This is a genomic window from Mesorhizobium sp. WSM4821 (assembly GCF_055901555.1).
Genome location: NZ_CM148371.1, coordinates 2202678 through 2226067, shown reverse-complemented (window position 1 = coordinate 2226067; position 23390 = coordinate 2202678). Strand labels below are relative to the sequence as shown.

23 protein-coding genes and 1 pseudogene are annotated in these 23390 nt (G+C 62.6%); 7 read left to right on the top strand and 17 right to left on the bottom strand.

The features are described 5' to 3' along the window. Positions 1 to 122: 122 nt before the first annotated feature. Positions 123 to 998: a l-ornithine N(alpha)-acyltransferase gene (gene olsB, locus AC0NID_RS10705; RefSeq protein ID WP_473455520.1), complete on the top strand. Its 876-nt coding sequence runs from the start codon at positions 123 to 125 to the stop codon at positions 996 to 998. A gap of 78 nt (positions 999 to 1076) precedes the next feature. Here the strand turns inward: olsB and AC0NID_RS10700 are convergent, their stop codons facing one another. Both AC0NID_RS10700 and grpE read right to left on the bottom strand, forming a co-directional pair. Then, entirely contained in the window at positions 1077 to 1709 is a 633-nt protein-coding gene (locus AC0NID_RS10700; protein ID WP_473455382.1) for a trimeric intracellular cation channel family protein, read from the bottom strand. A 132-nt stretch (positions 1710 to 1841) separates the two neighbouring features. After that, on the bottom strand, positions 1842 to 2477 hold the full coding sequence (gene grpE / locus AC0NID_RS10695; protein WP_473455384.1) for a nucleotide exchange factor GrpE: 636 nt from the start codon (positions 2475 to 2477) through the stop codon (positions 1842 to 1844). Positions 2478 to 2714: 237 nt separating this feature from the next. Between grpE and AC0NID_RS10690 the strand changes: the two genes are divergently transcribed. Together AC0NID_RS10690 and AC0NID_RS10685 are read left to right on the top strand one after the other, a co-directional pair. Beyond that, entirely contained in the window at positions 2715 to 2951 is a 237-nt protein-coding gene (locus AC0NID_RS10690) for a hypothetical protein (RefSeq protein WP_473455385.1), read from the top strand. 146 nt (positions 2952 to 3097) lie between these two features. Further along, a complete protein-coding gene (locus tag AC0NID_RS10685) occupies positions 3098 to 4120 on the top strand; it encodes a fatty acid desaturase (protein WP_473455386.1) in 1023 nt (340 codons plus the stop codon). A gap of 45 nt (positions 4121 to 4165) precedes the next feature. Here AC0NID_RS10685 and AC0NID_RS10680 read toward each other — a convergent pair whose 3' ends face one another. The 6 genes from AC0NID_RS10680 to cysG all read right to left on the bottom strand — a co-directional run bounded on the left by AC0NID_RS10680 (position 4166) and on the right by cysG (position 9684). Further along, a complete protein-coding gene (locus AC0NID_RS10680; RefSeq protein WP_473455387.1) occupies positions 4166 to 4786 on the bottom strand; it encodes a DJ-1/PfpI family protein in 621 nt (206 codons plus the stop codon). 139 nt (positions 4787 to 4925) lie between these two features. After that, a complete protein-coding gene (locus tag AC0NID_RS10675) occupies positions 4926 to 5462 on the bottom strand; it encodes a DUF934 domain-containing protein (protein WP_473455388.1) in 537 nt (178 codons plus the stop codon). A 10-nt stretch (positions 5463 to 5472) separates the two neighbouring features. After that, entirely contained in the window at positions 5473 to 6237 is a 765-nt protein-coding gene (locus AC0NID_RS10670; RefSeq protein ID WP_473455390.1) for a phosphoadenylyl-sulfate reductase, read from the bottom strand. Beyond that, complete coding sequence (locus AC0NID_RS10665; RefSeq protein ID WP_473455391.1) at positions 6212 to 7882, bottom strand: nitrite/sulfite reductase; 1671 nt, start codon at positions 7880 to 7882, stop codon at positions 6212 to 6214. The genes AC0NID_RS10670 and AC0NID_RS10665 overlap by 26 nt, the downstream gene beginning before the upstream one ends. Before the next feature lie 48 nt (positions 7883 to 7930). Next, positions 7931 to 8236, bottom strand: a complete 306-nt coding sequence (locus AC0NID_RS10660; protein WP_473455392.1) for a DUF2849 domain-containing protein — start codon at positions 8234 to 8236, stop codon at positions 7931 to 7933. Beyond that, positions 8233 to 9684, bottom strand: a complete 1452-nt coding sequence (cysG, locus tag AC0NID_RS10655) for a siroheme synthase CysG (protein ID WP_473455393.1) — start codon at positions 9682 to 9684, stop codon at positions 8233 to 8235. The genes AC0NID_RS10660 and cysG overlap by 4 nt, the downstream gene beginning before the upstream one ends. A gap of 443 nt (positions 9685 to 10127) precedes the next feature. On the opposite strand from cysG, the gene AC0NID_RS10650 reads away from it, so the two are divergent. Both AC0NID_RS10650 and AC0NID_RS10645 read left to right on the top strand, forming a co-directional pair. After that, the gene (locus AC0NID_RS10650) at positions 10128 to 10577 is read left to right on the top strand and encodes a baeRF12 domain-containing protein (RefSeq protein WP_473455394.1); all 450 of its coding nucleotides are present in this window, start codon (positions 10128 to 10130) and stop codon (positions 10575 to 10577) included. Between the two features lie 85 nt (positions 10578 to 10662). Continuing rightward, a pseudogene (locus tag AC0NID_RS10645) lies at positions 10663 to 10946 on the top strand (cation:proton antiporter domain-containing protein); the annotation flags it as partial. A gap of 341 nt (positions 10947 to 11287) precedes the next feature. Here the strand turns inward: AC0NID_RS10645 and AC0NID_RS10640 are convergent. The 8 genes from AC0NID_RS10640 to AC0NID_RS10605 form a co-directional block, all read right to left on the bottom strand. After that, positions 11288 to 12040, bottom strand: coding sequence for an SDR family NAD(P)-dependent oxidoreductase (locus AC0NID_RS10640; protein ID WP_126034713.1), 753 nt, complete (start codon positions 12038 to 12040; stop codon positions 11288 to 11290). A 53-nt stretch (positions 12041 to 12093) separates the two neighbouring features. Further along, positions 12094 to 14346, bottom strand: coding sequence for a transglycosylase domain-containing protein (locus tag AC0NID_RS10635; RefSeq protein ID WP_473455395.1), 2253 nt, complete (start codon positions 14344 to 14346; stop codon positions 12094 to 12096). 59 nt (positions 14347 to 14405) lie between these two features. Next, a complete protein-coding gene (locus tag AC0NID_RS10630) occupies positions 14406 to 15488 on the bottom strand; it encodes a hypothetical protein (RefSeq protein ID WP_473455396.1) in 1083 nt (360 codons plus the stop codon). Then, positions 15489 to 15635 carry a hypothetical protein gene (locus tag AC0NID_RS10625; RefSeq protein ID WP_126034716.1) on the bottom strand — a complete coding sequence of 49 codons (147 nt, stop codon included), beginning with the start codon at positions 15633 to 15635 and terminating at the stop codon, positions 15489 to 15491. 27 nt (positions 15636 to 15662) lie between these two features. Further along, on the bottom strand, positions 15663 to 15917 hold the full coding sequence (locus AC0NID_RS10620) for a GlsB/YeaQ/YmgE family stress response membrane protein (protein WP_126034717.1): 255 nt from the start codon (positions 15915 to 15917) through the stop codon (positions 15663 to 15665). 124 nt (positions 15918 to 16041) lie between these two features. Continuing rightward, the gene (locus AC0NID_RS10615; protein WP_473455397.1) at positions 16042 to 16290 is read right to left on the bottom strand and encodes a hypothetical protein; all 249 of its coding nucleotides are present in this window, start codon (positions 16288 to 16290) and stop codon (positions 16042 to 16044) included. A 260-nt stretch (positions 16291 to 16550) separates the two neighbouring features. Continuing rightward, positions 16551 to 17171: a ribonuclease D gene (locus AC0NID_RS10610; RefSeq protein WP_473455398.1), complete on the bottom strand. Its 621-nt coding sequence runs from the start codon at positions 17169 to 17171 to the stop codon at positions 16551 to 16553. A gap of 120 nt (positions 17172 to 17291) precedes the next feature. Beyond that, positions 17292 to 18677: a M20/M25/M40 family metallo-hydrolase gene (locus AC0NID_RS10605; protein WP_473455399.1), complete on the bottom strand. Its 1386-nt coding sequence runs from the start codon at positions 18675 to 18677 to the stop codon at positions 17292 to 17294. Between the two features lie 402 nt (positions 18678 to 19079). Here AC0NID_RS10605 and polA point away from each other — a divergent pair, with 402 nt between their 5' ends. Both polA and AC0NID_RS10595 read left to right on the top strand, forming a co-directional pair. Further along, positions 19080 to 22031, top strand: coding sequence for a DNA polymerase I (gene polA, locus AC0NID_RS10600; RefSeq protein WP_473455400.1), 2952 nt, complete (start codon positions 19080 to 19082; stop codon positions 22029 to 22031). 135 nt (positions 22032 to 22166) lie between these two features. After that, entirely contained in the window at positions 22167 to 22397 is a 231-nt protein-coding gene (locus AC0NID_RS10595; protein WP_473455401.1) for a hypothetical protein, read from the top strand. A 468-nt stretch (positions 22398 to 22865) separates the two neighbouring features. Here the strand turns inward: AC0NID_RS10595 and AC0NID_RS10590 are convergent, their stop codons facing one another. Further along, positions 22866 to 23270 carry a Fur family transcriptional regulator gene (locus AC0NID_RS10590; RefSeq protein ID WP_126034730.1) on the bottom strand — a complete coding sequence of 135 codons (405 nt, stop codon included), beginning with the start codon at positions 23268 to 23270 and terminating at the stop codon, positions 22866 to 22868. Positions 23271 to 23390 lie beyond the last annotated feature (120 nt).

Genomic DNA, 23390 nt, shown 5'->3' with positions numbered 1-23390 from the left:
CCCAGCCGGCGAAGTATTGCCCGTAACGTCGTATCACGGTACTGTCACAATCCTGTTGCACCTACACCGTATCCCCGTGCCAAGAGGGATGGCTCGAAGGAGAATCACTCGTGCATACAGCTATGCCGGATTGTGACACTCGGCCGAACGCCAGCAGCGCATTGCTTGTCGGGCGGAACGTCGATGCCGTCCTGAAAGGCGCATCGCTCGGCCGCATCGGCAACCTCGAAGTGCGGCTCGCCCTCAACGAAGCTGAGATCGCCGCGGCCCAGGAAGTGCGTTACCGGGTATTCTACGACGAGCTTGGCGCCAGGAAGAACCTGTTCCAGGCGCAGGACTGCCGCGACGCCGACCGCTTCGATCCGCTCTGCGATCATTTGCTCGTCTTCGACACCTCGCTGTCCGGTCCCGAGCATCGCCGCATTGTCGGCACCTACCGCCTGCTGCGGCAGGAAATCGCGGCTGCGGCCGGCGGCTTCTATTCCGAGGGCGAATTCGAACTGACCAAGCTCATCGCCCGTCATCCCGGCCAGCGTTTTCTCGAGCTCGGCCGCTCCTGCGTCTTGCCGGAATACCGCTCGAAGCGCACCATCGAGGCGCTCTGGCAAGGTATTTGGGCCTACATCAACCATTACGGGATCGGTGTGATGACCGGTTGCGCCTCGTTCCAAGGCACCGTGCCGGCGGCGCATGCCGAAGCGCTGACCTATCTTGCCCATCACTGCCGCACGAATTCGGCCTGGGACGTGCGCGCGGTCGCCGGGCGCTACTGTTCCATGGATTTGATGCCGATCGAGGCGGTCAACGCCAAGGCCGCGATCGCGGCAATGCCACCCCTGGTCAAGGGCTATCTGCGCGTCGGCGCGCGCATCGGCGACGGCTGCGTCATCGACCGCGAATTCTCGACGGTCGACGTGTTCGTGGTGATGCCGGTCAAGGAGATCGGCGCCCGCTACGTCAACTATTATGGCGGGGAAGCCCAGCGTTTTGCCGCATGAAGGCAGTAGTGAGTAGTGAGAGCTACATCACGACATCCAAGCCTCACTACTGACTACTGACTACTCACTATCCGCCACTCACGGAATATCTTCCGGCCGCCGGCCGGGGCGGCCCTTGTAGGATGGAAAGGCCCAGCCGAACTTGAGCGCGCCGCCACGCACCAGAAATGCCGCGGTAAAGCCCGCCAGGCCCGATGCGAGCGGCGGCCATCCGGCGAGATCGCCTGTTGTAAACAGGGTGGCGCCCGCAAGGGCGGCAGTGACATAGATTTCTGGTCTCAAGAGCACCGACGGCTCGCCGGCCAGCAGGTCGCGCAAGATGCCGCCGAACGTGGCGGTGAGCACGCCGGTGACGACGGACACGACCGGCGAGCCGGTGATGGCCAGGCCCTTGGCGGCACCCATCACCGAAAACGCGGCGAGGCCAACAGCGTCGAGCCAGAGCAGTAATTTCCAGCGGGATTCGAGACGATGCGCCCCGAAGAAGACAAGCATCGCCACCACCACGCAGATCAGCACGTAGCCGGAGTCGGCGATCCAGAAGACCGGCAGATTGAGGATGACGTCACGAAACGTGCCACCGCCGATGCCGGTGACGCTGGCCAGGAACAGAAAGCCGATAATGTCGAGCTGCTTGCGCGAAGCGGCAAGCGCACCGGTCGCCGCGAAGACTGCGACACCGGCATAGTCGAGAAGCTCGATTGGATTCATGGGAATAAGGGAGTAGGGCAGTAAGGGAGTAGGTGAATAGGGAAACCATGAATAGCACGAAGCCGCACGAATTGTGCGGCTTCTCTGTTTCCCTACTCGCGTACTGACCTACTCTCTTACTCCCCTAACTAACTACGCATCCTTCTCGGCCTGCTCATTCACCGGCCCTGGCTCGACCGGCGCTTCACCAGTCACATGCTTGGGACCGCCCTTGGCAACGCCGACCATGGCCGGCCGCAGCACCCGCTCGCCGATCGAGTAGCCCGGCTGCACGACCTGCACCACCGTGTTGGCCGGCACCTCCGGATTGGGCACCTCGAACATCGCCTGGTGGAAATTCGGGTCGAACTTCTCACCTTCGGGCTCGAGCTTCTTCACCCCATGCCGCTCCAGTGCCGACAACATGGCGCGCTCAGTGATCTCGACGCCCTCGATCAGCGCCTTGAAGCCGGCATCGCCCGAGGCCTTGGCCTCGGCCGGGATCGCATCCAGCGCGCGGCGCAGATTGTCCGACACCGACAGCATGTCGCGGGCGAAGTTGGCAACCGCATAGGCACGCGCGTCGTGTACGTCGCGCGCGGTGCGGCGGCGCAGGTTTTCCATCTCGGCAGCGACGCGGAGCGCGCGGTCCTTCAAATCCTCGTTTTCCTTCAGCAGCCGCACAAGCGCTTCATAATCGCCGTCGGCGCCGCCTTCCATACGCTTGACGGCATCCTCGGTCGTCTCGGCTTCATCGGGCGCGCGTTCGTCTTTTGCCTGGTCGCTCATCGCCATTTCCCGTCATTTCGAATGATGTGGATTTGTGCCCGATATCGAGGTTTGGCGGCCAAAAATCAAGGGGCAAGCGATACTGAAGAGGCCGCTGGCGCCTTGACGGCGCATCATGAAGACCTTTCGATATTAATTCAAATTTTACTGTAACTGCCGGCTTTGCTTGCCAAGACGCTACGATGGGGGAACCATTCGTCTGCTGGAAGAGTTTCGAAGCCGACGCAGGATTTTGAAATGACGACCCGCAACAACAGCGACCGCAACAAAAACGGCGCCCACAGCAATAACGAAAGACGCGAAAAGCTTGCGGCCGATATCCGGCGTCAGTTCGGCACCGAGGCGACGATGCGCTTTTTGCGCGTGCTGCCGGCGTTCCGGACGGAGAACGACATTCCTGATCGCTTCAGGGAATTGCTCGACCGCCTGGACGGCATCGAGAGCAGCGTAGCCGCCGGTGGCCGCCGGCGGTAGACGGACACACGCCTGTCGTTGCGCGCCACCGCAAACCAAGCACGCTTTCCACATCGCCGCACTTTGCTCATCGCGCGACAATTACGCGCAGTAAACTTGCGTGAGCTCTGCCTTGCGGCAGCGGGATGGCCCGTCTATGCTCTCTGATGAACATGATTTCCCCCGAAGCTGTGGCGAACAGCAAGCGTGCCTGGTTGAAGATCCTGGCGCGCTACAAGACGCCGGACAGGCGACGCAGCGCCGTTGAACTTGCCATCACCCTCATCCCTTTTGCCACGCTATGGGCATTGTCCTCGGCTGCCTATGCCTACGGCCATTGGTGGGGTCTGATCCTTATCCTTCCGGCGGCCGGCTTTCTGGTGCGGATCTTCATGATCCAGCACGATTGCGGCCATGGCTCCTTCTTCGCCAATCGCACCGTCGACGACTGGATTGGCCGTGGCCTCGGCGTCCTGACGCTGACGCCCTACGACTGCTGGCGGCGTGCTCACGCAACCCATCATGCCAGCGCCGGCAACCTCGACCAACGCGGCATGGGCGACATCACGACGCTGACGGTCGCCGAATACCGGCAGATGCCCTGGCAAGGCCGCCTTGCCTATCGTCTCTATCGTCATCCTCTGGTCATGTTCGGCCTCGGCCCCATTTGGCTCTTCATTTTCGAGCAGAGGCTGCCGGTCGGCATGATGCGGGGCGGCCTGACACCCTGGGTGTCGTCCATGGCAACCAATCTCGCTATCGCGCTTATCGCGGCGATCCTCATCTGGTTCGTCGGCTTTGGAGCCTTCCTGGTCGTGCACTTGCCGATCGTCATCCTCGCCGGTTCGGCCGGCATCTGGCTGTTCTACGTCCAGCACCAGTTCGAGGAGACCGAGTGGGCAAAGGATTCCGAGTGGGAATTCCAGCATGCGGCGCTGCACGGTTCCTCATACTATGACCTGCCGCCGGTGCTGAACTGGTTCACCGGCAATATCGGCGTCCACCACGTGCACCATCTCTCCGCCAAGGTGCCATGCTACCGGCTGCAGGAAGTGCTGAGGGACTACCCGGAACTGCGCGAGATCGGCCGCATCACGCTTGTCGAGAGCCTGCGCTGCGTCAAGCTGGCGCTGTGGGATGAGAACCGCAGGAAACTGGTGTCGTTCCGCGAAGCGCGGATGGCTGCGTAAAACGCGCCGCCGCACCTGAGGTGCGGCGGTTTTCCAAAGTCTAGCTCAAGCTGCCTTGCGTTCGTCGCGCATCAGTATCTGGCCGTGCTGAATCTCGGTGCCGAGCACTTTCAGGCATTCGCGCATGAACGCGGCAAGGCCTGGCCAGCCCTTGGCCGACACCAGGTTGCCGTCGACATGGGCGCCGGTCGGTGAGACATCTATGTAGGTGCCGCCGGCGAGCGTGACTTCCGGCTCGCAATACTGGAGCGCCGCGACTTCCCTGCCACGCACGACGCCGTCGACCGCGATCAGGATCTGCACACCGTGGCAGATGGTGAAGATCGGCTTGCCCGTGTCGTGGAAATGCCGCACCAGCGCCTGCACGCGCGTGTCGATACGGATATATTCCGGCCCACGCCCGCCCGCCGCGTAGACGGCATCGTATTCGGCCGGGTTCACCTCGGAAAAGGTCTTGTTGAGGATGTAGTCGTGGCCAAGCTTTTCCGTATAGGTCTGATGGCCCTCGAAGTCGTGAAGCGACGTCTTCAGGATGTCGCCCGCCTTCTTGTCCGGACACACGACATGGACCGAGTGGCCAACTGCATGCATGGCCTGTTCAAAGACGAAAATCTCGTATTCCTCGCTGAACTCGCCAACGAGCATCAGTATCTTCTTACCAGCCATTTCCGGTTCCTCCCTTAGTGGCGATATTTATTTCGGAGTGCGAAATAATCAGCCTATCCTAAGGGCAGGACACCGAAAATAAAAGACCGAATCTGCAAGCTGGTCCGACCAGATGCGGCGATCTGCTCTGCGCAGGCGATCAGCCGGCGCGCACCCGCCGCCAAGAATATTTAGGGCCTTTGGCCTCCGGCTTCTCGGTCGGCTGATAATATTGCGACAGGCCGCCGATGCGGCCTTCCTCGAGCCGTTTCAAAAGCACCGGATGCGACACCTCGAACTCGTCGAAGCCAAGGCGCAGCATATGCGGCAACTGGTCGACCAGAACTTGCCCGGTGGCGCGGATCGCGCCTTCAAAATGATGGCGGCTGCGCAGCAGTTCGCCCTTGGAGAAAGAACGGCCGTCACTGAAGGCCGGAAATGCCAACGCCACCAGCGATACCTGGTCGAGCAGGTCTGCGATCTTTTCGAGCTGGTCGCCGGGCTGAAGCAGCACGCCAAGGCGTTCCTTCGCCGACCGGCGCACCGCCGGGTCGAGGCCGAGAAATACCTGCAGCGGCAGGATAAAGCGGCCATTGCCGGACAGTGCGTCTGCACTTTCGGCATGGGTCCACTCGTCCTCGCGAAAGCCCGTCGGGGTCCAGAGGCGGGTGGCGATCTCCAGCGTCAGTTCGTTCATCAAAAAATTCCTAAAGCGATGCGTCGGTCAGCGACTTCTCCAACCCCGACAGATGAATGCCGCACTCCGTCTTGGCATGCCCTGCCCAGCGACCGCTGCGCGCGTCCTCGCCCGGCTGCACCGGCTGCGTGCACGGAAAGCAGCCGATCGACAGATAGCCATAGGCGACCAGCGGATTTTCACGCAGCGCATGCGCGCGCATATAGTTGGCCTGATCGGCGGTCGTCCAATGCGCCAGCGGATTGATGCGAATGCGCGAGCCGACCGCCTCGAACACCGGAAGCGCTGTCCGCGTCGTCGCCTGGAAGCGCTTGCGGCCGGTGAACCAGGCGCGAAACGGCTCGATGCCGCGCGCTAGCGGCTCGACCTTGCGAACATCGCAGCAGGCGTCGGTGTCGGTCTCGTTCAGATTGCCGGTCGGATCGATCCGTTGGAGCGCCGCCTCGTCGGGCTTGATCACCCTGACATCGGTCAGCCCGAAATCGGCAACCAGCGCATCGCGATAGCCGAGCGTCTCCTCGAAATGCTTGCCGGTGTCGAGGAAGATCACCGGCAGCGACCGGTCGATCTTGGCGATCATGTGCAGCAGCACCGCCGAATCCGCGCCGAAGGACGAAACCGCAGCGATTTCATCGTGAAAGAATTCCCGGGCCGCCCGCTCGATGATCTCCAGCGGCTTCAAATGACCGTAGAGCGCATCGAGCCCCGCCGCTTCGGCGGCAACGCCGGCCTCGACGTCAACGATTCGGTCAAGCGGCCTTGGTTTCGCCAGCATAGAGCGCCTCCTTGAACGGCGCGGGACCGACACGGCGGTAGGCGTCGATGAACTTTTCGTTTCTGTCGAGCCGAAGGCCGAGATAGGTCTCGACAATCTGCTCGATGGCGTCGGTTATCTCTTCCGAGCTGAAGCCGCGGCCGATGATCTCGCCGACCGAGGTGTTCTCGTCGGCCGAGCCGCCAAGCGTGACCTGATAGAGTTCGGCCCCCTTCTTCTCGACGCCGAGGATACCAATATGGCCAACATGGTGATGGCCGCAGGCGTTGATGCAGCCGGAGATCTTCAGCTTCAGTTCGCCGATCTCGCGCTGCCGCTCGAGCGACGCGAAACGGTTCGAGATTTCCTGCGCCACCGGAATGGAGCGCGCCGTGGCCAGCGCGCAATAATCGAGGCCAGGGCACGAAATGATGTCGGTGATCAGGTTGGAGTTGGCCGTCGCCAAGCCGATATCGACCAGCGCATCATAGACTGCCTTGAGGTCGGCGCGCGCGACATGCGGCAGGATCAGATTCTGCTCATGGCTGACGCGCAGCTCGTCGAAGGCATATTTTCCGGCAAGGTCGGCGACCGCTTCCATCTGGCTGTCGGAGGCATCGCCCGGCGCCTCGCCGATGCCCTTGAGCGAGATCGTCACGGCGGCGTAATCGGGATGGCGGTGGGTCACCACGTTCTGGTCGAGCCATTCCGAAAAGCTCTTCGAATCGAGCCGGGCAAGCTTGACCGCTTCGTCGCCTTCCGGCCGGGCGACCAGCGCCGGCGGCGCGAAATAGGCATCGATGGCGCGGATGTCGGCTTCCGGCAGCTTCAGGTCCGCATCCTTCAATTCCTGCCATTCGGCCTCGACCTGGCGGGTGATCTCCTCGACGCCGGTCTCGTGGACGAGGATCTTGATGCGCGCTTTGTACTTGTTGTCGCGGCGGCCGTAGAGGTTGTAAACGCGCAGGATCGCCGTGCAGTAGGACAGAAGGTCCGCCTCGGGCAGGAAGTCGCGTATCTTCCTGGCGATCATCGGCGTACGGCCCTGGCCGCCGCCGACATAGACGGCGAAACCGAGTTCGCCGGCCGCGTTTTTCTTCAAATGCAAGCCGATGTCATGCGTCTGGATGGCGGCGCGGTCGCGCTCGGCCCCGGTCACCGCAATCTTGAATTTTCTCGGCAGAAACGAGAATTCCGGATGCACCGACGACCACTGGCGCAGGATTTCCGCATAGGGGCGCGGGTCGGCAATCTCGTCGGCGGCGGCACCGGCAAAGTGGTCGGCGGTGACGTTGCGGATGCAGTTGCCGCTGGTCTGGATGGCGTGCATTTCCACACTTGCCAGGTCGGCCAAGATCGCCGGAATGTCCGACAGCGCCGGCCAGTTGAACTGGATATTCTGGCGCGTCGTGAAATGGCCATAGCCCTTGTCGTATTTGCGGGCGATGTGGCCGAGCATGCGCAACTGCTTGCTGTTCAGCGTGCCGTAAGGCACCGCAATGCGCAGCATGTAGGCGTGGAGCTGCAGGTAGACGCCGTTCATCAGCCTCAGCGGCCGGAACTGATCCTCGGTGATCTCGCCGGCAAGCCGCCGCGCGACCTGATCGCTGAACTCGGCGACGCGGGCCTGGACAAAATCATGATCGAACTCATCGTAGCGGTACATGTCTGGTCTTTCCGGGCGCGTCCGCCCGTTTAAAATCGATATTGCGATCTATGCCGCCCGGGCGGCTTCCGGGCGGGCCTGCTTGCCCAGGTCGTTGCGGTTGGTGGGACCGGCGGCGCGGATTTTTTCACGCAGACGAACCGGCACGACCACACCATTGGCGACGGTCACGTCGATCAGATTGACGTCGACCACTTTATTGTTGGCAAAGGCCGTGGCGCCGATCGCCTCCAGCCGGTCTTCGGCCGCCTTGTCGTCGGCGAGATCGGCATTGTCGATGATCTCGGCCCAGCCGCCATTGGCGTACCAGACGGCTTCGCCGTCGGCGAGGCGGTTTGCGGTCAGAACTTTCATCGTTTGGCTCCTTCGGCGGCTGCTTGGGCCGCGCCTTCATGCCTGTGTGCCGCGAGCGGCTCGGAACGTTCAAAGTTGGCGCCGGCGACGGCATCGCCGATGATCGTCATGACCGGACCGGCAAGGTCGGCTCGGACCTCCAGCGACGGCAGGTCGGCGAGCGTGCCGTGGAAACGCCGGCGGTTGGCAAGGCTGGCATTCTCGACCACGGCGACCGCCGTATCCGGCGACAGCCCCGCCTCGATCAGCCGGCCGGCAACCTCGGCGGCGACCGAGCGGCCCATATAGACGGCGACCGTGGCGCCGGAAATGGCGAGCTTGGCCCAGTCGGGCAGCGAATTTCCCTTGAGGTCGTGCCCGGTGGTGAACACCATCGACGACGACACGCCGCGCAGCGTCAGCGGCAGCTCGAAATCGGCGGCGGCGGCGAAGGCCGCAGTGACGCCTGGAACCACCTCGTAGGCGATGCCGGCATCGCGAAGTGCTGCCATTTCCTCGCCGGCCCGGCCGAACACTAGCGGATCGCCGGATTTCAGCCGCACGACGCGCTTGCCGTCACGGCCGAGTTCGATCAGAAGCGCGTTGATCTCGGCCTGGCTCTTGGTGTGGCAGCCCTTGCGCTTGCCGACCGGCAGACGCTCGGCGTCACGCCGGCCCATGGCGACGATCGCCTCCGGCACCAGCGCGTCATGGACGATGACATCGGCTTCCATCAACAGGCGGTGGGCGCGCAGCGTCAGCAGGTCCTCGGCGCCCGGGCCAGCCCCCACCAGGGCGATGTGGCCCGACGACGGCGCATTCGAGAGCAACAGGTCGACGGCGGCATCATGCGCCTGCGAAAGCTGGCCGGCCTCCATGGCGCGGGCCGGTGCGCCGCCGAAGAAGTCGCTCCAGAAGCGCCGCCGGGCATTGCCTTTCGGCAGCAATCTCTCGGCGGCACCGCGCAACGACGCGGCAAGCGAAGCCAGCGGCCCCAGCGACGGCGACAGCATGCGGTCGATCTTGCCGCGCAGCATCTGGGCAAGCACCGGGCCGGCCCCTTCCGTGCCGACGGCAATGGCGACCGGCGCGCGGTTGACCAGTGCCGGGGTGAAGAAATCGCACAGGTCCGGCCGGTCGACGGCATTGACCGGAATACCCAGCCGGCGCGCATCCTCGGCAACGCGGCGGTCGAGCGCCTCATCGCCGCTGGCGGCAAACACCATCACCGCGCCTTCGAGATGCGCGGTATCGTAAGCGGCAGCGATGTGGACCGCGCCATTCGCGGCGATGAAGGCCAGCAACTCGGCCTCGGCGACATCAGTGATGATGCGCAGCACGGCACTCGACTGGCCGATCAGCCGCGCCTTGGCCAGAGCCTCCTGGCCCCCGCCGACGATGGCTGCGGCTTCGCCTTCGACCCGCATGAAGACGGGAAAGGCGTTGAGCTTGGAGGTGGCCTGCGGCATGGCGAGCGGAATCCTGAAGTACGCTGTCGTTTCTACGCGCAAGCGCGAAAAAGCAGAAGGAACGCACTCGCGCATCGCTTCGTGCGAAGCAATCGCTTTTCCGCACGCGCCAGAGGCAGGAGAAAAAAATTCCACACCCACCAGCGGAGCGGACCCAAGCCGCCGTTGCGGGCCTTGATCTGCGGCCGTTCTAGCGGCAATCGAGGTGTATCACAAAACACTTTTTTCTAAATTCTACTAATCTAGTAGATTAAAAGCGGCCATGCGTTGCACCGACTTCCCCGGTTAGTTGGTGGCTCGCTCGGTGTTCTTGTCGTCACCGGAACATTCCTGCCTCGGCGCGCGTTTGCCATGCGAACCCAAGCCTGGCTGTTCGGCTGCGGCAACGGCTCCTGGGATAGGCCCGGAAAACCATGAAGAAAATCAGGAAAAAGGAGCGCTCCGTGAACAATCTCAAGCTGAAACGTGGACTGTGGATCGTGGTGGCCGACGGCGAGAAGGCGCTGTTCCTCGAGAACCATGGTGACACCCAATATCCCGACCTTCAGGTCGTGCACGAGATGGAGCAGGAAAATCCGGCGACGCGAGAGCAAGGCTCGGACCGCCCCGGCCGCTACAGCGACGGCCCTTCCATCCACCGCAGCGCAGTCGAGGACACTGACTGGCATCGTCTCGGCAAGGAGCGTTTCGCCGACGAAATTGCCGAGCGACTGTACAAGCTCGCGCATCGCGGCGCCTTCAAGGAGATGGTGCTGATCGCGCCACCGCAAGTGCTTGGCGAGATCCGCAGAAAACTGCACAAGGAAGTTGCAGAGAAAATCACCGTGGAAATTCCGAAGACGCTGACCAACCACACCATCGTCGACATCGAGAACCTGCTGCAGGCGGCCTGATAGCGGGCATCAGGCGCGAACCGTTTTCAGCAGCTATTGCGAGCTCCGAGGCGGCTCGCCTTCTGCCATCTTCGTCATCGGTTTCATGACATTGCGGGTTGCCGCCACCATCGTCGCCGGTTTGGGGCTGGCTTTCGTCTTTGGCGCAATTGCCAATCGCTTCCGCATCCCGCCGCTGGTCGGTTACCTCATCGCCGGCGTTCTGGTCGGGCCGAACACGCTGGCTTCGTTGCCGATGCCGGCCTCGCCACTGAACTGGCCGAGATCGGCGTGATCCCGCTGATGCTCGGCGTTGGCCTGCATTTCTCGTTGAAGGATTTGTTGTCGGTCCGCGCTATCGCCATGCCCAGCGCGATCGTGCAGATCGGCTGCACCGCCAACCCGAAGTTCGACGTCATCGCCCGCGCCTATTCCGATGCCGAGGTCGAGCATCTCAAGGGGCTCGGCGCCGATACGGTGATCATGGGTGAGCGCGAGATCGCCCGCGGGATTGTGGAAGAGGTTTTGACAGCACCGAAAGCGCCTTCTTCAGCCTAACGCGCGTCGCTTCTGAACGGTTTCATGCGACGCGCTTTAAATTCTTGTTTATGCATGTCGTTATCGCAAAACCGCTGAGCACTTTTGCGCAACATTCATTAAGCCTGCGCCGCCCGTTTTTCACAAGGAAAAGGCAGGGAGATGAGGAGCAGCGTCAACGATCGATCAAAAGCTCACACGTGCTGGCCGCCATTGATGTGAATTTCCGAACCGGTCACATAGGACGCCTGCTGCGAGCACAGGAAGAAGATGATGTCGGCGACTTCGGCCGTGGTGCCCAGCCGCCGCAGCGGGATCGTCTCGACGATCTTTTCCGTGCCCGGTGACAGGATGGCCGTGTCGATCTCGCCGGGTGCGATCGCATTGACGCGGATGCCGTGCGGGCCGAAATCATGCGCCATTTCCCGCGTTAGTGAACCGAGTGCCGCCTTCGACGTCGCATAGGCCGTGCCGGCGAAAGGATGCACGCGGGTGCCGGCGATCGAGGTGACGTTGACGATCGAGCCTTTGGCCGACGCCAATTCCCTGAACAACCCCCGCGCCAGCATGATCGGCGCGAAGAAATTGACCTGGAACACGTCGCGCCAGACGTGCATCGGCGTATCGATCGAATTCATGCGGCTGTTGTCGCCCTCGAGCTTCGGCGAGATGCCGGCATTGTTGACCAGCGCATGCAGTTGGCCGCCATGCGCCTCCAGCCGATGGCGGATTTCCGAGATCGCGATGCCGACATCCTCCTGGTCGGCGAGATCGACCTTGATATGGTCCTCCGGACCGGCCGGCCACGGGCAGTCCTCGGCAAAGGCCTGGCGCGAGCAAGTGATGACGCGCCAGCCTTCGCGCGAGAAGCGCTTGACCGTGGCATGGCCGATGCCGCGGCTGGCGCCGGTCAGCACGATTGTCTTTCTGGTGTCGGTCTCGGCCATGTCGCGGTCTCCAAACAGGAGATGTAGCGGAACACTGTCGCGGTGGCGAGGGGTCAGCCGCCGGTGAGGATGTCGAGGATCGAGGTCTGCCGCTTCTTGACTGGACCGCCGACATCGCCGGGCGGCACCGGGTGCTTGATCGAGGCGGTTGTGCCATCACCGCCCGGCATGCCGAAGCCGCCGGCATCGACCGCTTCGGCGGGACGGGCGGCGCGAGCCGGCGACGCTTTTTGGGCGGACGGCGCGGATTGGCCAACCGAAGCGGATGGCACCGGCGCCGGCTGCGCCGTATTGGGCGGAATTTCGTCCTGCACGATCGTATCCGCAGGCGTCGACCTCCATGTCCCCGGCAGCGGCCGCACCGGCACGCCTTCATGCGCGGCGACCATGAACTCATGCCAGGCCTGCGCCGGCAGCGCGCCGCCGGTGACCTTCTTCATCGGACTGCCATCGTCATTGCCGAACCAGACGCCCGTGGTGAGATTGGCTGTATAGCCGATGAACCAGGCGTCGCGCGAATTCTGGCTGGTGCCGGTCTTGCCGGCGGCCGGCCAGGCAAAGGCCGCCTTCCTGGCAGTGCCGATTTCGACCGTGCCGGTCATCATCGAGTTCATCATGCCGACGACCTCGGGTTTGACGACACGCGGGGCGCCGCCGCCATTGTTGGCGTAGAGCAGCTTGCCGCCGGCTGTCGTCACGCGGCGGATGACATGGACCTCCGGCCGGTAGCCGCCATTGGCGAAGGGGACATAGGCCGACGTCAATTCCAGCGGCGTCACTTCGGAGGTGCCGAGCGCGATCGAGGTGTTGGCCGTGAGGTCGGTCTGGATGCCCATGCGATGCGCCGCCTCGACCACTGCCTCAGGCCCGACTTCCATGGTCAGTTGGGCGGCCACCGAGTTCAGCGATTTCGCCAGCGCAGTCGCCAGCGTCACCTTGCCAAAATACTTGCCGCCGTAATTGGTCGGCGTCCATTTGCCTATTCTGATCGGCGCGTCATTGCGCACGCTGTCGGGCGTGCGGCCGGCTTCCAGCGCCGCCATGTAAACAAAGGGCTTGAACGCCGAGCCCGGCTGGCGGCGCGCCTCCGAGGCACGGTCGAACTGGCTGGTCGAATAGTCATAGCCGCCGACCATGGCACGCACCGCCCCGGAATTGTCGATCGACACCAGCACGCCCTGGCTGGCATTGAGCTTTTTGCCGCTTCCATCGATCAGCCGCCGGATCGATTGCTCGGCGAGCTTCTGCAGCGTGAGGTCGACGGTGGTGTCGACGATGATGTCGCCGCGCACATCGCCGATCAGTTCGGGCAGTTCTTCCATGATCGTGTCGGCGACATAATTTTCCGAGCCCGTCCAGTAGGATGCCACCCGCGTCGCCGGCGCGCTCATCGCCGTGGTCAGGTCCTTGGCGCTGATCTTGCCTTCCTCGCGCATGGCGGCGAGGACAAGCTGCGAGCGCTGCTCGGCCGCCTTCGGGTCACGCGCCGGAGACAATCGCGACGGCGCCTTCAGCAGGCCGGCGAGGAGTGCGGCCTCCGGCAGCGTGACATCGCGCGCGCTCTTGCCGAAATAGCGGCGCGAGGCCGCTTCGACACCATAGGCACCGGAGCCGAAATAGACCCGGTTGAGGTACATTTCGAGGATCTGGTCCTTGGTGTGCTTGTGCTCGAGCCACAGCGCCAGAAGCACTTCCTGCACCTTGCGTTCCAACGTGCGATCGGGCGTCAGAAACAGGTTTTTCGCCAATTGCTGGGTCAGCGTCGAGCCGCCCTGCGAAAAACGCCCGCCGAGAACGTTGGCCACCATGGCTCTGGACAGACCGATCGGATCGATGCCCAGATGCGAATAGAAGCGGCGATCCTCGATGGCGATGACGGCCTCGGGAATATAGGTCGACATTTCATGCAGGCCGACCGCCTCGCCGCCGCTCATGCCACGATTGGCGAGCAGGTTTCCGTCGGCGGAGACGATCCTGATGTTGGGCGCGCGGTCGGGAATGGCCCAGGTAGTGGCCGCCGGCATTTTCGCGCCGTAATAGACGACGATTCCGGCGGTGGCGATACCGCCCCAGATCGCCAGAACGAAGCACCAGTAGAACAACCGGCCGAGCATACCAAACAGACCGCGGCGGCTTTTGCCACGCCCGCGGCGCGATTTCGTCTTGGCTGATCGGGGCTTTGCAGAGGTCTTGCGGTTGCTCGGCACGACGCGATCCTCCTCGCTCACCGAAAAACCGGCCGAGGATTTCGCCCGTGGCGGCCCCTTGAAGCTGGGTTCGATGCGGTTGTCTCTGCGGTTCGCCATGCGCTGTGCTGTCTGTCCCGGTGCCTATGGCGTTCGGGGTGAAGAGTAGATGCGGCGGTTTAAGGGCGGGTTAAGTCTTGCTCGAGCGCCGCAGCCGGTCGACCGGCTATCGATGCCAGCGAGAAGAAGGCCAGCGTCTGCTCTTCGCAGGTCACCGCCACGACGCTGTTCGTACGATCGATATCGAGACCCTTCGGGCCGCCTTCTTCGACACTGGCCCTGCCGCGCCCGAATGTTTCGTCGTCTACGACGGCAACAGAGCGAGAGGGCATACGGCTGCCGCTCCACCCTGCGCCGCGATCGTAGACGTGAACCAGTGGACTGCCTGCGTCGGCGACAAGGATCTGCCGGTCATCGCCCGTAAAACGCAGGCCATGCGGATAATTGGCGTTCTGCAGAATTCCTGCGGGTTCGGTATCCGGTCCCAGCGGCGCGGACATGCTGTAGATCTTCACATCGTTCGTGCCGTGACTGCTGACGGCGATCCATTGGCCATCATGGCTGACCGCTATGCCGTCGGGTATGTTCAGGCCGCGCTTCAGAAGGGCCTGGTTTTTCCACGCACGGTAGCCCCACAGGTCGACGACATGGCGTGTGACCCTGTCCCTGTAATTGTTGCAGACGAGGAGGCTGACCCGGCCACGCGACTCCTGCCTGGCCACGATCGAACCTGGCGTTTTCAGCTTGCAGAACAGCCCGCCCTTGATCTCGCGAATAGGCTCAATATCGCAGCGGCGGCCGGCTGGTTCTCCCGAGGGTAGGGCAAATATCGCAACCAGCCCATTACGATTGGCGATCACCAAGGTTCGGTCATCGATAAAATCGAGGCCGTGGACCTCGCCCAGACTTTTCGATGTCAACTCGATGAAGTCATGGACGGTGACTTTCGGACCACTCGACGCCGCATCGACATCGACCCGCAGGATCAGACAGCGCCTTCGCGCATATCCCGCGATTGCCAGCAGCCGATTGTCGGGCGAAAAGCGCAGATCTTCCGTGCGTCCGATGGTCGAGAGCGCGGCTCGTACGGCATCGCTGGCTTTGAAGTCGATCCGGGCTATCACCTGAGAGCGTGACCTGAAGGGCTCGAATAGTCGATATGGGTGGTCATCGGCACCTTTTGCCGCGCCAGCGCGGCGCATTCAGTTCTCCTGGATCGAAATACCCTTGTCGTCGATCTTGAGTTCGACGCCCTTCGGCTTGGTTTGCTCGCGATAGACGTAGGTGCCGAGCGCGATGACCACGACGACGAGCGCGCCGATGATGAGATAGAGCATGTTCTGTTTCATGGCGCGCCCTCGATGTCCTTCGATGGATCAGGCCTGCTTCACCAGCTTGATCAGCACGAGCAGGATGACCGCGCCGATCGTGGCGTGGATAATGGAGGCAAATATGCCACCGCCTATGGCGAACCCCAGCCTTGGGAAGAGCCAGCCGGCGATCAGGGCGCCGACGATGCCGACGACGATATTGCCGACCAGGCCGAGACCGAAACCCTTGACGATCAGGCCGGCGAGCCAGCCGGCGATGGCACCGATGATGATGAAGACAAGCAGGCTCTCAACACCCATTTGCAAATCCCTCCTGAGCGGATGGTCGCGGAGCAGGAAGCTCCGAATCGATCTCCGATTGCAACAGGCCCAAACTATTGGAAAGTAGCCGGCCCCGCCAGCGGCGTCATTCGTCCCAGCGGCGTCATTCGTCGTCGTCATCCCCGGATGCGGGCCGCCAGCTGATCGGCTCGATCTTCTTTTGCGTATGGCCGTCCGTATAGGCCCACCAGCCGGCGTCGCTCTCGTCCCAGTCGCCGCCGGCCGCTCTCAGCCGGTCGAGCGAACGGTACTGCGCGATGGATTCGTTGATCACGCCGTCGCTGTCCTTCCAGGTAACGGTGACCTTGGAGCCATCCTTCGGCGCTGTTTCGATGGGTTTTCTGGCAGCCATTTCATCCTCTCCATGGACCGACAAAACGTCGCGGCGAACACCTGGTTCCACCTCAGAGACTGTTTCGAAATTCGCTCTGGCGAGTCATATGGCGGTTTCGAGAACCGGAGCGCAGCGGACATTTGGGTCCGTGAGCACCGGCCTACGCCGGCCGTAGCCTTGACTGCCACGATCGCTCATGAGTGGCTTCGGCAGGCGAAGGCCGGAAGCGCAGAAAACGCCATCAGATGGCCGCCAGAGTAGAATTTCCAAACAGTCTCTCAGCTGTGGGCGAAGATGTCTGCCTCACCCCAGCCCATCAGGTCGAGTTTCGCACGCGTCGGCAGGAAGCGGAAGCAGGCCTCTGCCTCCTTGGTCCGCTTCTCACGCGCCAGCCGCGCCGCCAGCACGTCGCGCAGCCGGTGCAGATAGAGCACGTCGGAGGCGGCATATTCGAGTTGCTCGGGCGACAGCGTCTCCGCCGCCCAGTCCGACGATTGCTGCACCTTCGACAGGCTGACGCCAAGAAGCTCCAGGCAGATATCCTTCAGCCCGTGCCGGTCGGTGTAGGTTCGGGTCAGCCGCGAGGCGATCTTGGTGCAGAATAGCGGCTCGGGCATGACGCCGAAGGCGTTGTAGAGCACGGCGAGATCGAAGCGGCCGAAATGGAAGAGCTTGGTTATGCTGCGGTTCTTGAGCAGGCTGACGAGGTTCGGCGCCTTCTTCTGGCCAGGCGCGATCTGGATGACGTCGGCGGTACCGTCGCCCGGTGAGATCTGCACCACGCAAAGCCGGTCGCGATGCGGATTGAGGCCCAGCGTCTCGGTGTCGATGGCGACCGCCCCGACGTCGTAATGCAACAGCCCGGGCAGGTCGTTCTTGTGGAAGCGGATATCGCTCATCGTCTTCTCCGGTCGCGGCCCATGCGCTGACATTCAGCAGGACCTGGTTCGTCCTCGCCGCGATCCGATGAAAAATCAACAGAAAGTTGATTTTGACGCCATTGGTGATTCTTACGCGTCTCAGCGTGTCAGCGCATCGAGAATGCGCGCCCAGGAGCGCTGTCCCTTGTGGAAGGAACTCATCTCGTATTTCTCGTTCGGCGAATGGATGCGGTCATCGTCGAGGCCGAACCCGACCAGCAAGGATTCGATACCGAGATAGGTCTGGAAATCGCCGACCACCGGGATCGAGCCGCCGCTTCCCGTCGTCACCGCTGGCTTCGGCCACTCGTCGGACAGCGCGTCCTTGGCCTTGGCGAGAAACGGCGAGTCGTAGGAAAGCTGGATCGCCGGCGAGCCGCCATGCGGATGGAACTCGACCGAGCAGTCGGCCGGGATGCGCTCCCTGACGAAGGCCTGGAAAGCGGCGCGGATCTTTTCCGGATTCTGTTTGTGGACAAGGCGGAAGGACACTTTTGCCGAGGATTCCGCCGCGATCACCGTCTTGAAGCCCTTGCCGGTATAGCCGCCGGTAATGCCGTTGAACTCGGCCGTCGGCCGCGCCCAGGTGAGTTCGAGCACCGAGCGGCCCTTTTCGCCGGACGGGATCGACAGGCCGACAGGCCCAAGGAACGTCCCGGCGGTCTCGCCGAGCGTCTCCCACGATTTCAGGACCTGCGAGGGCGTCTCCTCGACACCGTTGTAGAAACCCGGAATGGTGACACGGCCGTCCTTGTCGTGGATGTCAGCCAGGATCCTGGCCAGGATGCGGATTGGATTGGCTGCGGCGCCGCCATAAAGACCGGAATGCAGGTCGCGGTCGGCGGCTTTCACCGTGATCTCCTCACCGACCAGCCCGCGCAACGCGACGCAGATCGACGGCGTATCGCGGTCCCACATACCCGTGTCGCAGACAAGCGCGAAGTCGGCCTTGAGTTCGGCCGCGTTTGCCTCGAGGAACGGCTTCAGCGATGGCGAGCCGGACTCCTCCTCGCCCTCGAACAGGATCGTGATGCGGCAGGGCAGCCCGCCATGCACCTGCTTCCAGGCACGGCAAGCCTCGACAAAGGTCATCAGTTGCCCCTTGTCGTCGGCCGAACCACGTCCCGTGATCACCTTGTGGCCGGGCTCGATCTCCTTGACCGAAGGTGCGAAGGGGTCGCTTTCCCAGAGCTCGATCGGATCGACCGGCTGCACGTCGTAATGGCCATAGAACAAGACATGCGGCGCGCCCGCCGGCCCGTCATGGTGCGCCACCACCATCGGATGGCCTGGTGTGTCACGCATGCTGGCGTCGAAGCCGATCAGCTTGAGCTCCGCCACCAGCCATTCCGCCGCCTTGCGGCAATCCGCGGCATAGGCCGGATCGGTCGAGATCGACTTGATCCTGAGCAGCCCGAACAGACGCTCCAGGCTCTCGTCGAGATTCTTGTCGAGGCGGTCGAGGACGGGGGAAACTGCGGACATTTTTATCAGGCCTTTCGATTCTGAGCGGCACCCTAAGCCTGCAAGGCAGAAACGAAAAGCCGGCGCTCGTTGGGCCACGGAGCCTGTCGGCAAAAAAATGCCGCCGTGGTGGAGGGGGAACCACGGCGGCCTTTACTCGAAACGATGCGGCAGCCCGGAGAGGGGGGATAGGCTGCCGCAAATGTCCGGGATAGGCGGGGGACGGGCCTTGCTCCGGACCTCGGCGAAAAATGCCGATGGCGTCTATCTGTGTCTCCGAACGTGGCGATTCAAGGGCACGAAGATTACACTTTTGTAACATACCCGTGATCGGGTCGACTTGTCAGGGATGTTGTCGGAACCGGTGGTTGAGGCCGCCTTTGGCATGGACCACGACGCTGCGCCGCGCTATCCCTTCGTCCTATGAAAAAAGGCGATCATCTCTTCCTTGTCGACGGCTCCGGCTACATCTTCCGTGCCTATCATGCGCTACCGCCTCTGACCCGCAAATCCGACGGCCTGCCGGTCAGCGCCGTGCTCGGCTTCTGCAACATGGTTTGGAAGCTGACGCAGGATGCCCGCAATACCGATGTCGGCGTGGTGCCGACGCATTTCGCCGTAATCTTCGACTATTCGTCGAAAACCTTCCGCAACGATCTCTATCCCGAGTACAAAGCCAACCGCTCGGCGCCGCCGGAGGATTTGATCCCGCAATTCGGTCTGATCCGCCAGGCGACCAAGGCCTTCAACCTGCCCTGCATTGAGATGGAAGGGTTCGAGGCCGACGACCTGATCGCCACCTATTGCCGGCTTGCCTGCGAAGCCGGCGGCGAGACCACCATCATCTCCTCCGACAAGGATCTGATGCAGTTGGTCGGCGCAACCGTCGGCATGTACGACCCGATGAAGGACCGCCAGATCGGCGTTCCCGAAGTCGTCGAAAAATGGGGCGTGCCGCCGGAAAAGATGATCGACCTGCAGGCGCTGACCGGCGATTCGGTCGACAACGTGCCGGGCGTGCCCGGCATCGGGCCGAAGACGGCAGCGCAACTGCTTGAACAGTTCGGCGACCTCGATGGGCTGCTTGCGCGCGCCAGCGAGATCAAGCAGGAGAAGCGCCGCGGATCGATCATCGCCAATGCCGACAAGGCGCGCATTTCGCGTGAACTGGTGACGCTGAAGAACGACGTGCCGGTGATCGAGGGACTCGACGATTTCTCGTTGCACGAGCCCGACGGACCAAAGCTGATCGGCTTCCTCAAGACCATGGAGTTCTCGTCGCTGACCCGCCGCGTGGCGGAAGCGACCGGAACGGAGCCGGCTGATGTCCAGGCCGTCGCCGTTACGGTCGAGCGCGCCGACACCGCGCATGGTCCCGATGTCGGGTTTGGAGTGCCGGCAGCCGCGGTGGGCGCTGTGACAGATGAAGCCGGCGGGTCGACCGCCGCCGGCAGAGAGCCGAGGGAAGGCGACACCCCTTCCCTTCTCTCGGCGCTTCGCTTCGAGGACGCCACTGCCGGGAAGATCGACACCAGCGCCTACGTCTGCATCCGCGACACTGCAGTTCTGAAGGCCTGGATCGCCGAGGCGATGGAGACCGGCATCGTCGCCTTCGACACCGAGACCACCTCGACCGATCCGATGCAGGCCGAGCTGATCGGTTTTTCCATGGCCACCGCCCCCGGCCGCGCCGCCTATGTGCCGCTCGCCCATAAAAGCGGCAACGGCGACCTGCTCGGCGGCGGAGTGGTCGAAAACCAGATCCCGATCCGTGAAGCGCTTGGCGCCCTGAAGCCGTTGCTGGAGGACAGGTCTGTTCTCAAGATCGTGCAGGAGCTGAAATACGACCTCGTCGTCATGAGCCGCCACGGCATCGACGTCGCCCCCTTCGACGACACCATGCTGATTTCCTACGTGCTCGACGCAGGCACCTCCGGCGGCCACGGCATGGCGGCCCTGTCGGAAAAGTGGCTCGGCCACTCGACCATTCCCCTCAAGGAACTGGCCGGCTCGGGAAAAAGCTTCGTCGGCTTCGACCAGGTCGATATCGACAAGGCAACGGCCTACGCCGCCGAGCACGCCGATGTGACGCTCAGGCTCTGGCGGGTGCTGAAGCCAAGGCTTGCCGCCAAGGGCCTCGTCTCGGTCTATGAGCGGTTGGAACGGCCGCTGGTGCCGGTCCTGGCAAGAATGGAACAGCGCGGCATCTCCGTCGACCGGCAGATCCTGTCGCGACTCTCCGGCGAACTCGCACAGGGCGCCGCGCGGCTGGAGGATGAAATCTATCAGCTCGTCGGCGAACGCATCAACATCGGCTCGCCAAAACAGCTCGGCGACATCCTGTTCGGCAGGATGGGCCTGCCCGGCGGCTCCAAAACCAAGACCGGCCAGTGGTCGACCTCGGCGCAGCTTCTGGAGGATCTCGCCGCCGAAGGCCACGAACTGCCGCGCAAGATCGTCGACTGGCGTCAGCTGACCAAATTGAAGTCGACCTATACCGATGCGCTGCCCGGCTTCATCCATCCCGACACGAAGCGCGTCCACACCTCCTACGCCCTTGCCGCGACGACGACGGGCCGGCTGTCGTCCTCCGATCCCAACTTGCAGAACATTCCGGTACGCACCGTCGAGGGGCGAAAGATCAGGACGGCCTTCATCGCCGACAAGGGCAACAAGCTGGTTTCCGCCGACTACAGCCAGATCGAGCTGCGCGTGCTTGCCCATGTCGCGGAGATCCCGCAGCTGACGCAGGCCTTCGCCGACGGCGCCGACATCCATGCGATCACCGCGTCGGAAATGTTCAATGTGCCGGTCGAGGGCATGCCGGCGGAGATACGCCGGCGCGCCAAGGCGATCAATTTCGGCATCATCTACGGCATTTCCGCCTTTGGCCTCGCCAACCAGCTGTCGATCCCACGCGAGGAGGCCGGCGCCTATATCAAGAAATATTTCGAACGCTTCCCGGGCATCCGCGACTATATCGACGCAACCAAGACCTACGCCCGCGAATACGGCTATGTCGAAACGATCTTCGGCCGCCGCATCCACTATCCGGAAATACGGTCGTCGAACCCTTCAGTCCGTGCCTTCAACGAGCGCGCCTCGATCAACGCCCGGCTGCAGGGCACCGCCGCCGACATCATCCGCCGAGCCATGATCCGCATGGACGAGGCGCTGGATAAGGCGAAGCTTTCCGCCCGCATGCTGCTGCAAGTGCATGACGAGTTGGTCTTCGAGACCGCCGAAGCGGAGGTCGAGGCGACGATCCCCGTCGTGCGTCACGTCATGGAGAACGCCGCGATGCCGGCCGTATCGATGTCGGTGCCGCTGCATGTCGATGCGCGAGCCGCGAACAATTGGGAAGAGGCGCATTAGTTCGGGGCCGTTATCGACTTCCCGTTTAGGAAGGCAATATCTGGCGTGGCTCACTTCCTCAGGTTGCGCGCCTGCCATTGAGCCATATTTCGGTTCAAGGTTCACGAGAAGCAGCGGTGTGCTATACTGTCCACCATGATCACCAAGACACTCGAGAATCTGGTAAAGCACGCCGAAGCTTGGCCTCGCGAAGACCAAGAGGAACTCGCCAACTATGCCCGCGTCATTGAAGCGCGCCGAACCGGTCTGTATGCTACATCGGAAACAGAGCGCCGCGCCGTAACAGCAGGACTCGCAGAGGCCGATCACGGCACCTTCGTAGATGAGGATACGGTTCGCGGTGCCGACATTCGCCGCAGGCTATGAAGGTCCAATTCACGCGGCAAGCCTTTGCCGAACGCGAAGCGATTTTCAACTACCTCGAAGAGCGGTCGCCTCAGGGCGCCTATTCAGTCATTTCCCGGATCCAAGCTGGGATTTCGCGACTTGCCGAATTTCCAGATTGGCCACGCGACCGACATCCCTGACGTTCGCGTTCTCTTCATAGGTCACTTTCCATACAAAGTTTTCTACCGCGCCCGTGCCGATGCAATCGAGATCCTGCACATACGGCATACCTCAAGAAGGCCCGTTTCCTAGAGCAATTCCAGGAAAAGTGTGAAACGGTTTTCCATCCGGAATTGCGCAAAAACAAAGAGATAGAGCGGTTCGACGTTTCCGTGAAACGATGAACCGCTCTACTCTAGGTACCCCATCATTGGCACCCAGCGAGGCTTCGAAGACCGATTCGCTTTCTTGCCCTGTCTTTAGAGCTTTGCCCTCAGGCTTCCTGATCTAAGCCGCCTCGGCCCGGCATTTTGCACAGGTGCCACGGAACTCTATCACTGCCTTTTTGGCGGCGAAACCGGTCGAGCGCACCCACTCGTCGAGCCGATGGCCGACATCGTGGTCGGAGAACTCCGTCACCTGCCCGCATGTGTCGCAGATGGCAAAGGCGGTCATCGAATGGCTGTGGTCGTGCGGCTCGGCGCAGGCGACAAAGGAGTTGAGGCTTTCGAGCCTGTGCACGAAACCGGACTTAACCAGCGTGTCGAGCGCGCGATAGACTTGCAGCGGCGCGCGGAAGCCGCGCTCGCGAAGCTGGTCGAGCAATGTATAGGCGCTGAGCGGCCCACTGGCGGCCTCGAGCTTTTCGAGCACGCACAACTGGTTTTTCGTCAGCACATCCCTTGCCGCCATGATCCTGTATCCAACCGTTCGCACCGCTTGCGCGTCATTTCCGTACGCAAGCGGCTCCAGTGCTATCCAGATAGCGACGAACGGGCTTTTTTGCTACTGTTTCTGTGCCGGCGCGGCCCA

What these genes read in the sequence shown, in the direction of transcription:
- AC0NID_RS10675 (WP_473455388.1), bottom strand. Translation starts at nt 5,462, where the DNA reads ATGAACGAACTGACGCTGGAGATCGCCACCCGCCTCTGGACCCCGACG.
- olsB (WP_473455520.1), top strand. Translation starts at nt 123, where the DNA reads ATGCCGGATTGTGACACTCGGCCGAACGCCAGCAGCGCATTGCTTGTC.
- AC0NID_RS10610 (WP_473455398.1), bottom strand. Translation starts at nt 17,171, where the DNA reads ATGAGCGATATCCGCTTCCACAAGAACGACCTGCCCGGGCTGTTGCAT.
- AC0NID_RS10665 (WP_473455391.1), bottom strand. Translation starts at nt 7,882, where the DNA reads ATGTACCGCTACGATGAGTTCGATCATGATTTTGTCCAGGCCCGCGTC.
- cysG (WP_473455393.1), bottom strand. Translation starts at nt 9,684, where the DNA reads ATGCCGCAGGCCACCTCCAAGCTCAACGCCTTTCCCGTCTTCATGCGG.
- AC0NID_RS10625 (WP_126034716.1), bottom strand. Translation starts at nt 15,635, where the DNA reads ATGAAACAGAACATGCTCTATCTCATCATCGGCGCGCTCGTCGTCGTG.
- AC0NID_RS10635 (WP_473455395.1), bottom strand. Translation starts at nt 14,346, where the DNA reads ATGGCGAACCGCAGAGACAACCGCATCGAACCCAGCTTCAAGGGGCCG.
- AC0NID_RS10660 (WP_473455392.1), bottom strand. Translation starts at nt 8,236, where the DNA reads ATGAAAGTTCTGACCGCAAACCGCCTCGCCGACGGCGAAGCCGTCTGG.
- AC0NID_RS10630 (WP_473455396.1), bottom strand. Translation starts at nt 15,488, where the DNA reads ATGCGCCGCGCTGGCGCGGCAAAAGGTGCCGATGACCACCCATATCGA.
- AC0NID_RS10605 (WP_473455399.1), bottom strand. Translation starts at nt 18,677, where the DNA reads ATGTCCGCAGTTTCCCCCGTCCTCGACCGCCTCGACAAGAATCTCGAC.
- AC0NID_RS10670 (WP_473455390.1), bottom strand. Translation starts at nt 6,237, where the DNA reads ATGCTGGCGAAACCAAGGCCGCTTGACCGAATCGTTGACGTCGAGGCC.
- AC0NID_RS10615 (WP_473455397.1), bottom strand. Translation starts at nt 16,290, where the DNA reads ATGGCTGCCAGAAAACCCATCGAAACAGCGCCGAAGGATGGCTCCAAG.
- grpE (WP_473455384.1), bottom strand. Translation starts at nt 2,477, where the DNA reads ATGAGCGACCAGGCAAAAGACGAACGCGCGCCCGATGAAGCCGAGACG.
- AC0NID_RS10620 (WP_126034717.1), bottom strand. Translation starts at nt 15,917, where the DNA reads ATGGGTGTTGAGAGCCTGCTTGTCTTCATCATCATCGGTGCCATCGCC.
- AC0NID_RS10700 (WP_473455382.1), bottom strand. Translation starts at nt 1,709, where the DNA reads ATGAATCCAATCGAGCTTCTCGACTATGCCGGTGTCGCAGTCTTCGCG.
- AC0NID_RS10685 (WP_473455386.1), top strand. Translation starts at nt 3,098, where the DNA reads ATGAACATGATTTCCCCCGAAGCTGTGGCGAACAGCAAGCGTGCCTGG.
- AC0NID_RS10690 (WP_473455385.1), top strand. Translation starts at nt 2,715, where the DNA reads ATGACGACCCGCAACAACAGCGACCGCAACAAAAACGGCGCCCACAGC.
- polA (WP_473455400.1), top strand. Translation starts at nt 19,080, where the DNA reads ATGAAAAAAGGCGATCATCTCTTCCTTGTCGACGGCTCCGGCTACATC.
- AC0NID_RS10595 (WP_473455401.1), top strand. Translation starts at nt 22,167, where the DNA reads ATGATCACCAAGACACTCGAGAATCTGGTAAAGCACGCCGAAGCTTGG.
- AC0NID_RS10640 (WP_126034713.1), bottom strand. Translation starts at nt 12,040, where the DNA reads ATGGCCGAGACCGACACCAGAAAGACAATCGTGCTGACCGGCGCCAGC.
- AC0NID_RS10590 (WP_126034730.1), bottom strand. Translation starts at nt 23,270, where the DNA reads ATGGCGGCAAGGGATGTGCTGACGAAAAACCAGTTGTGCGTGCTCGAA.
- AC0NID_RS10680 (WP_473455387.1), bottom strand. Translation starts at nt 4,786, where the DNA reads ATGGCTGGTAAGAAGATACTGATGCTCGTTGGCGAGTTCAGCGAGGAA.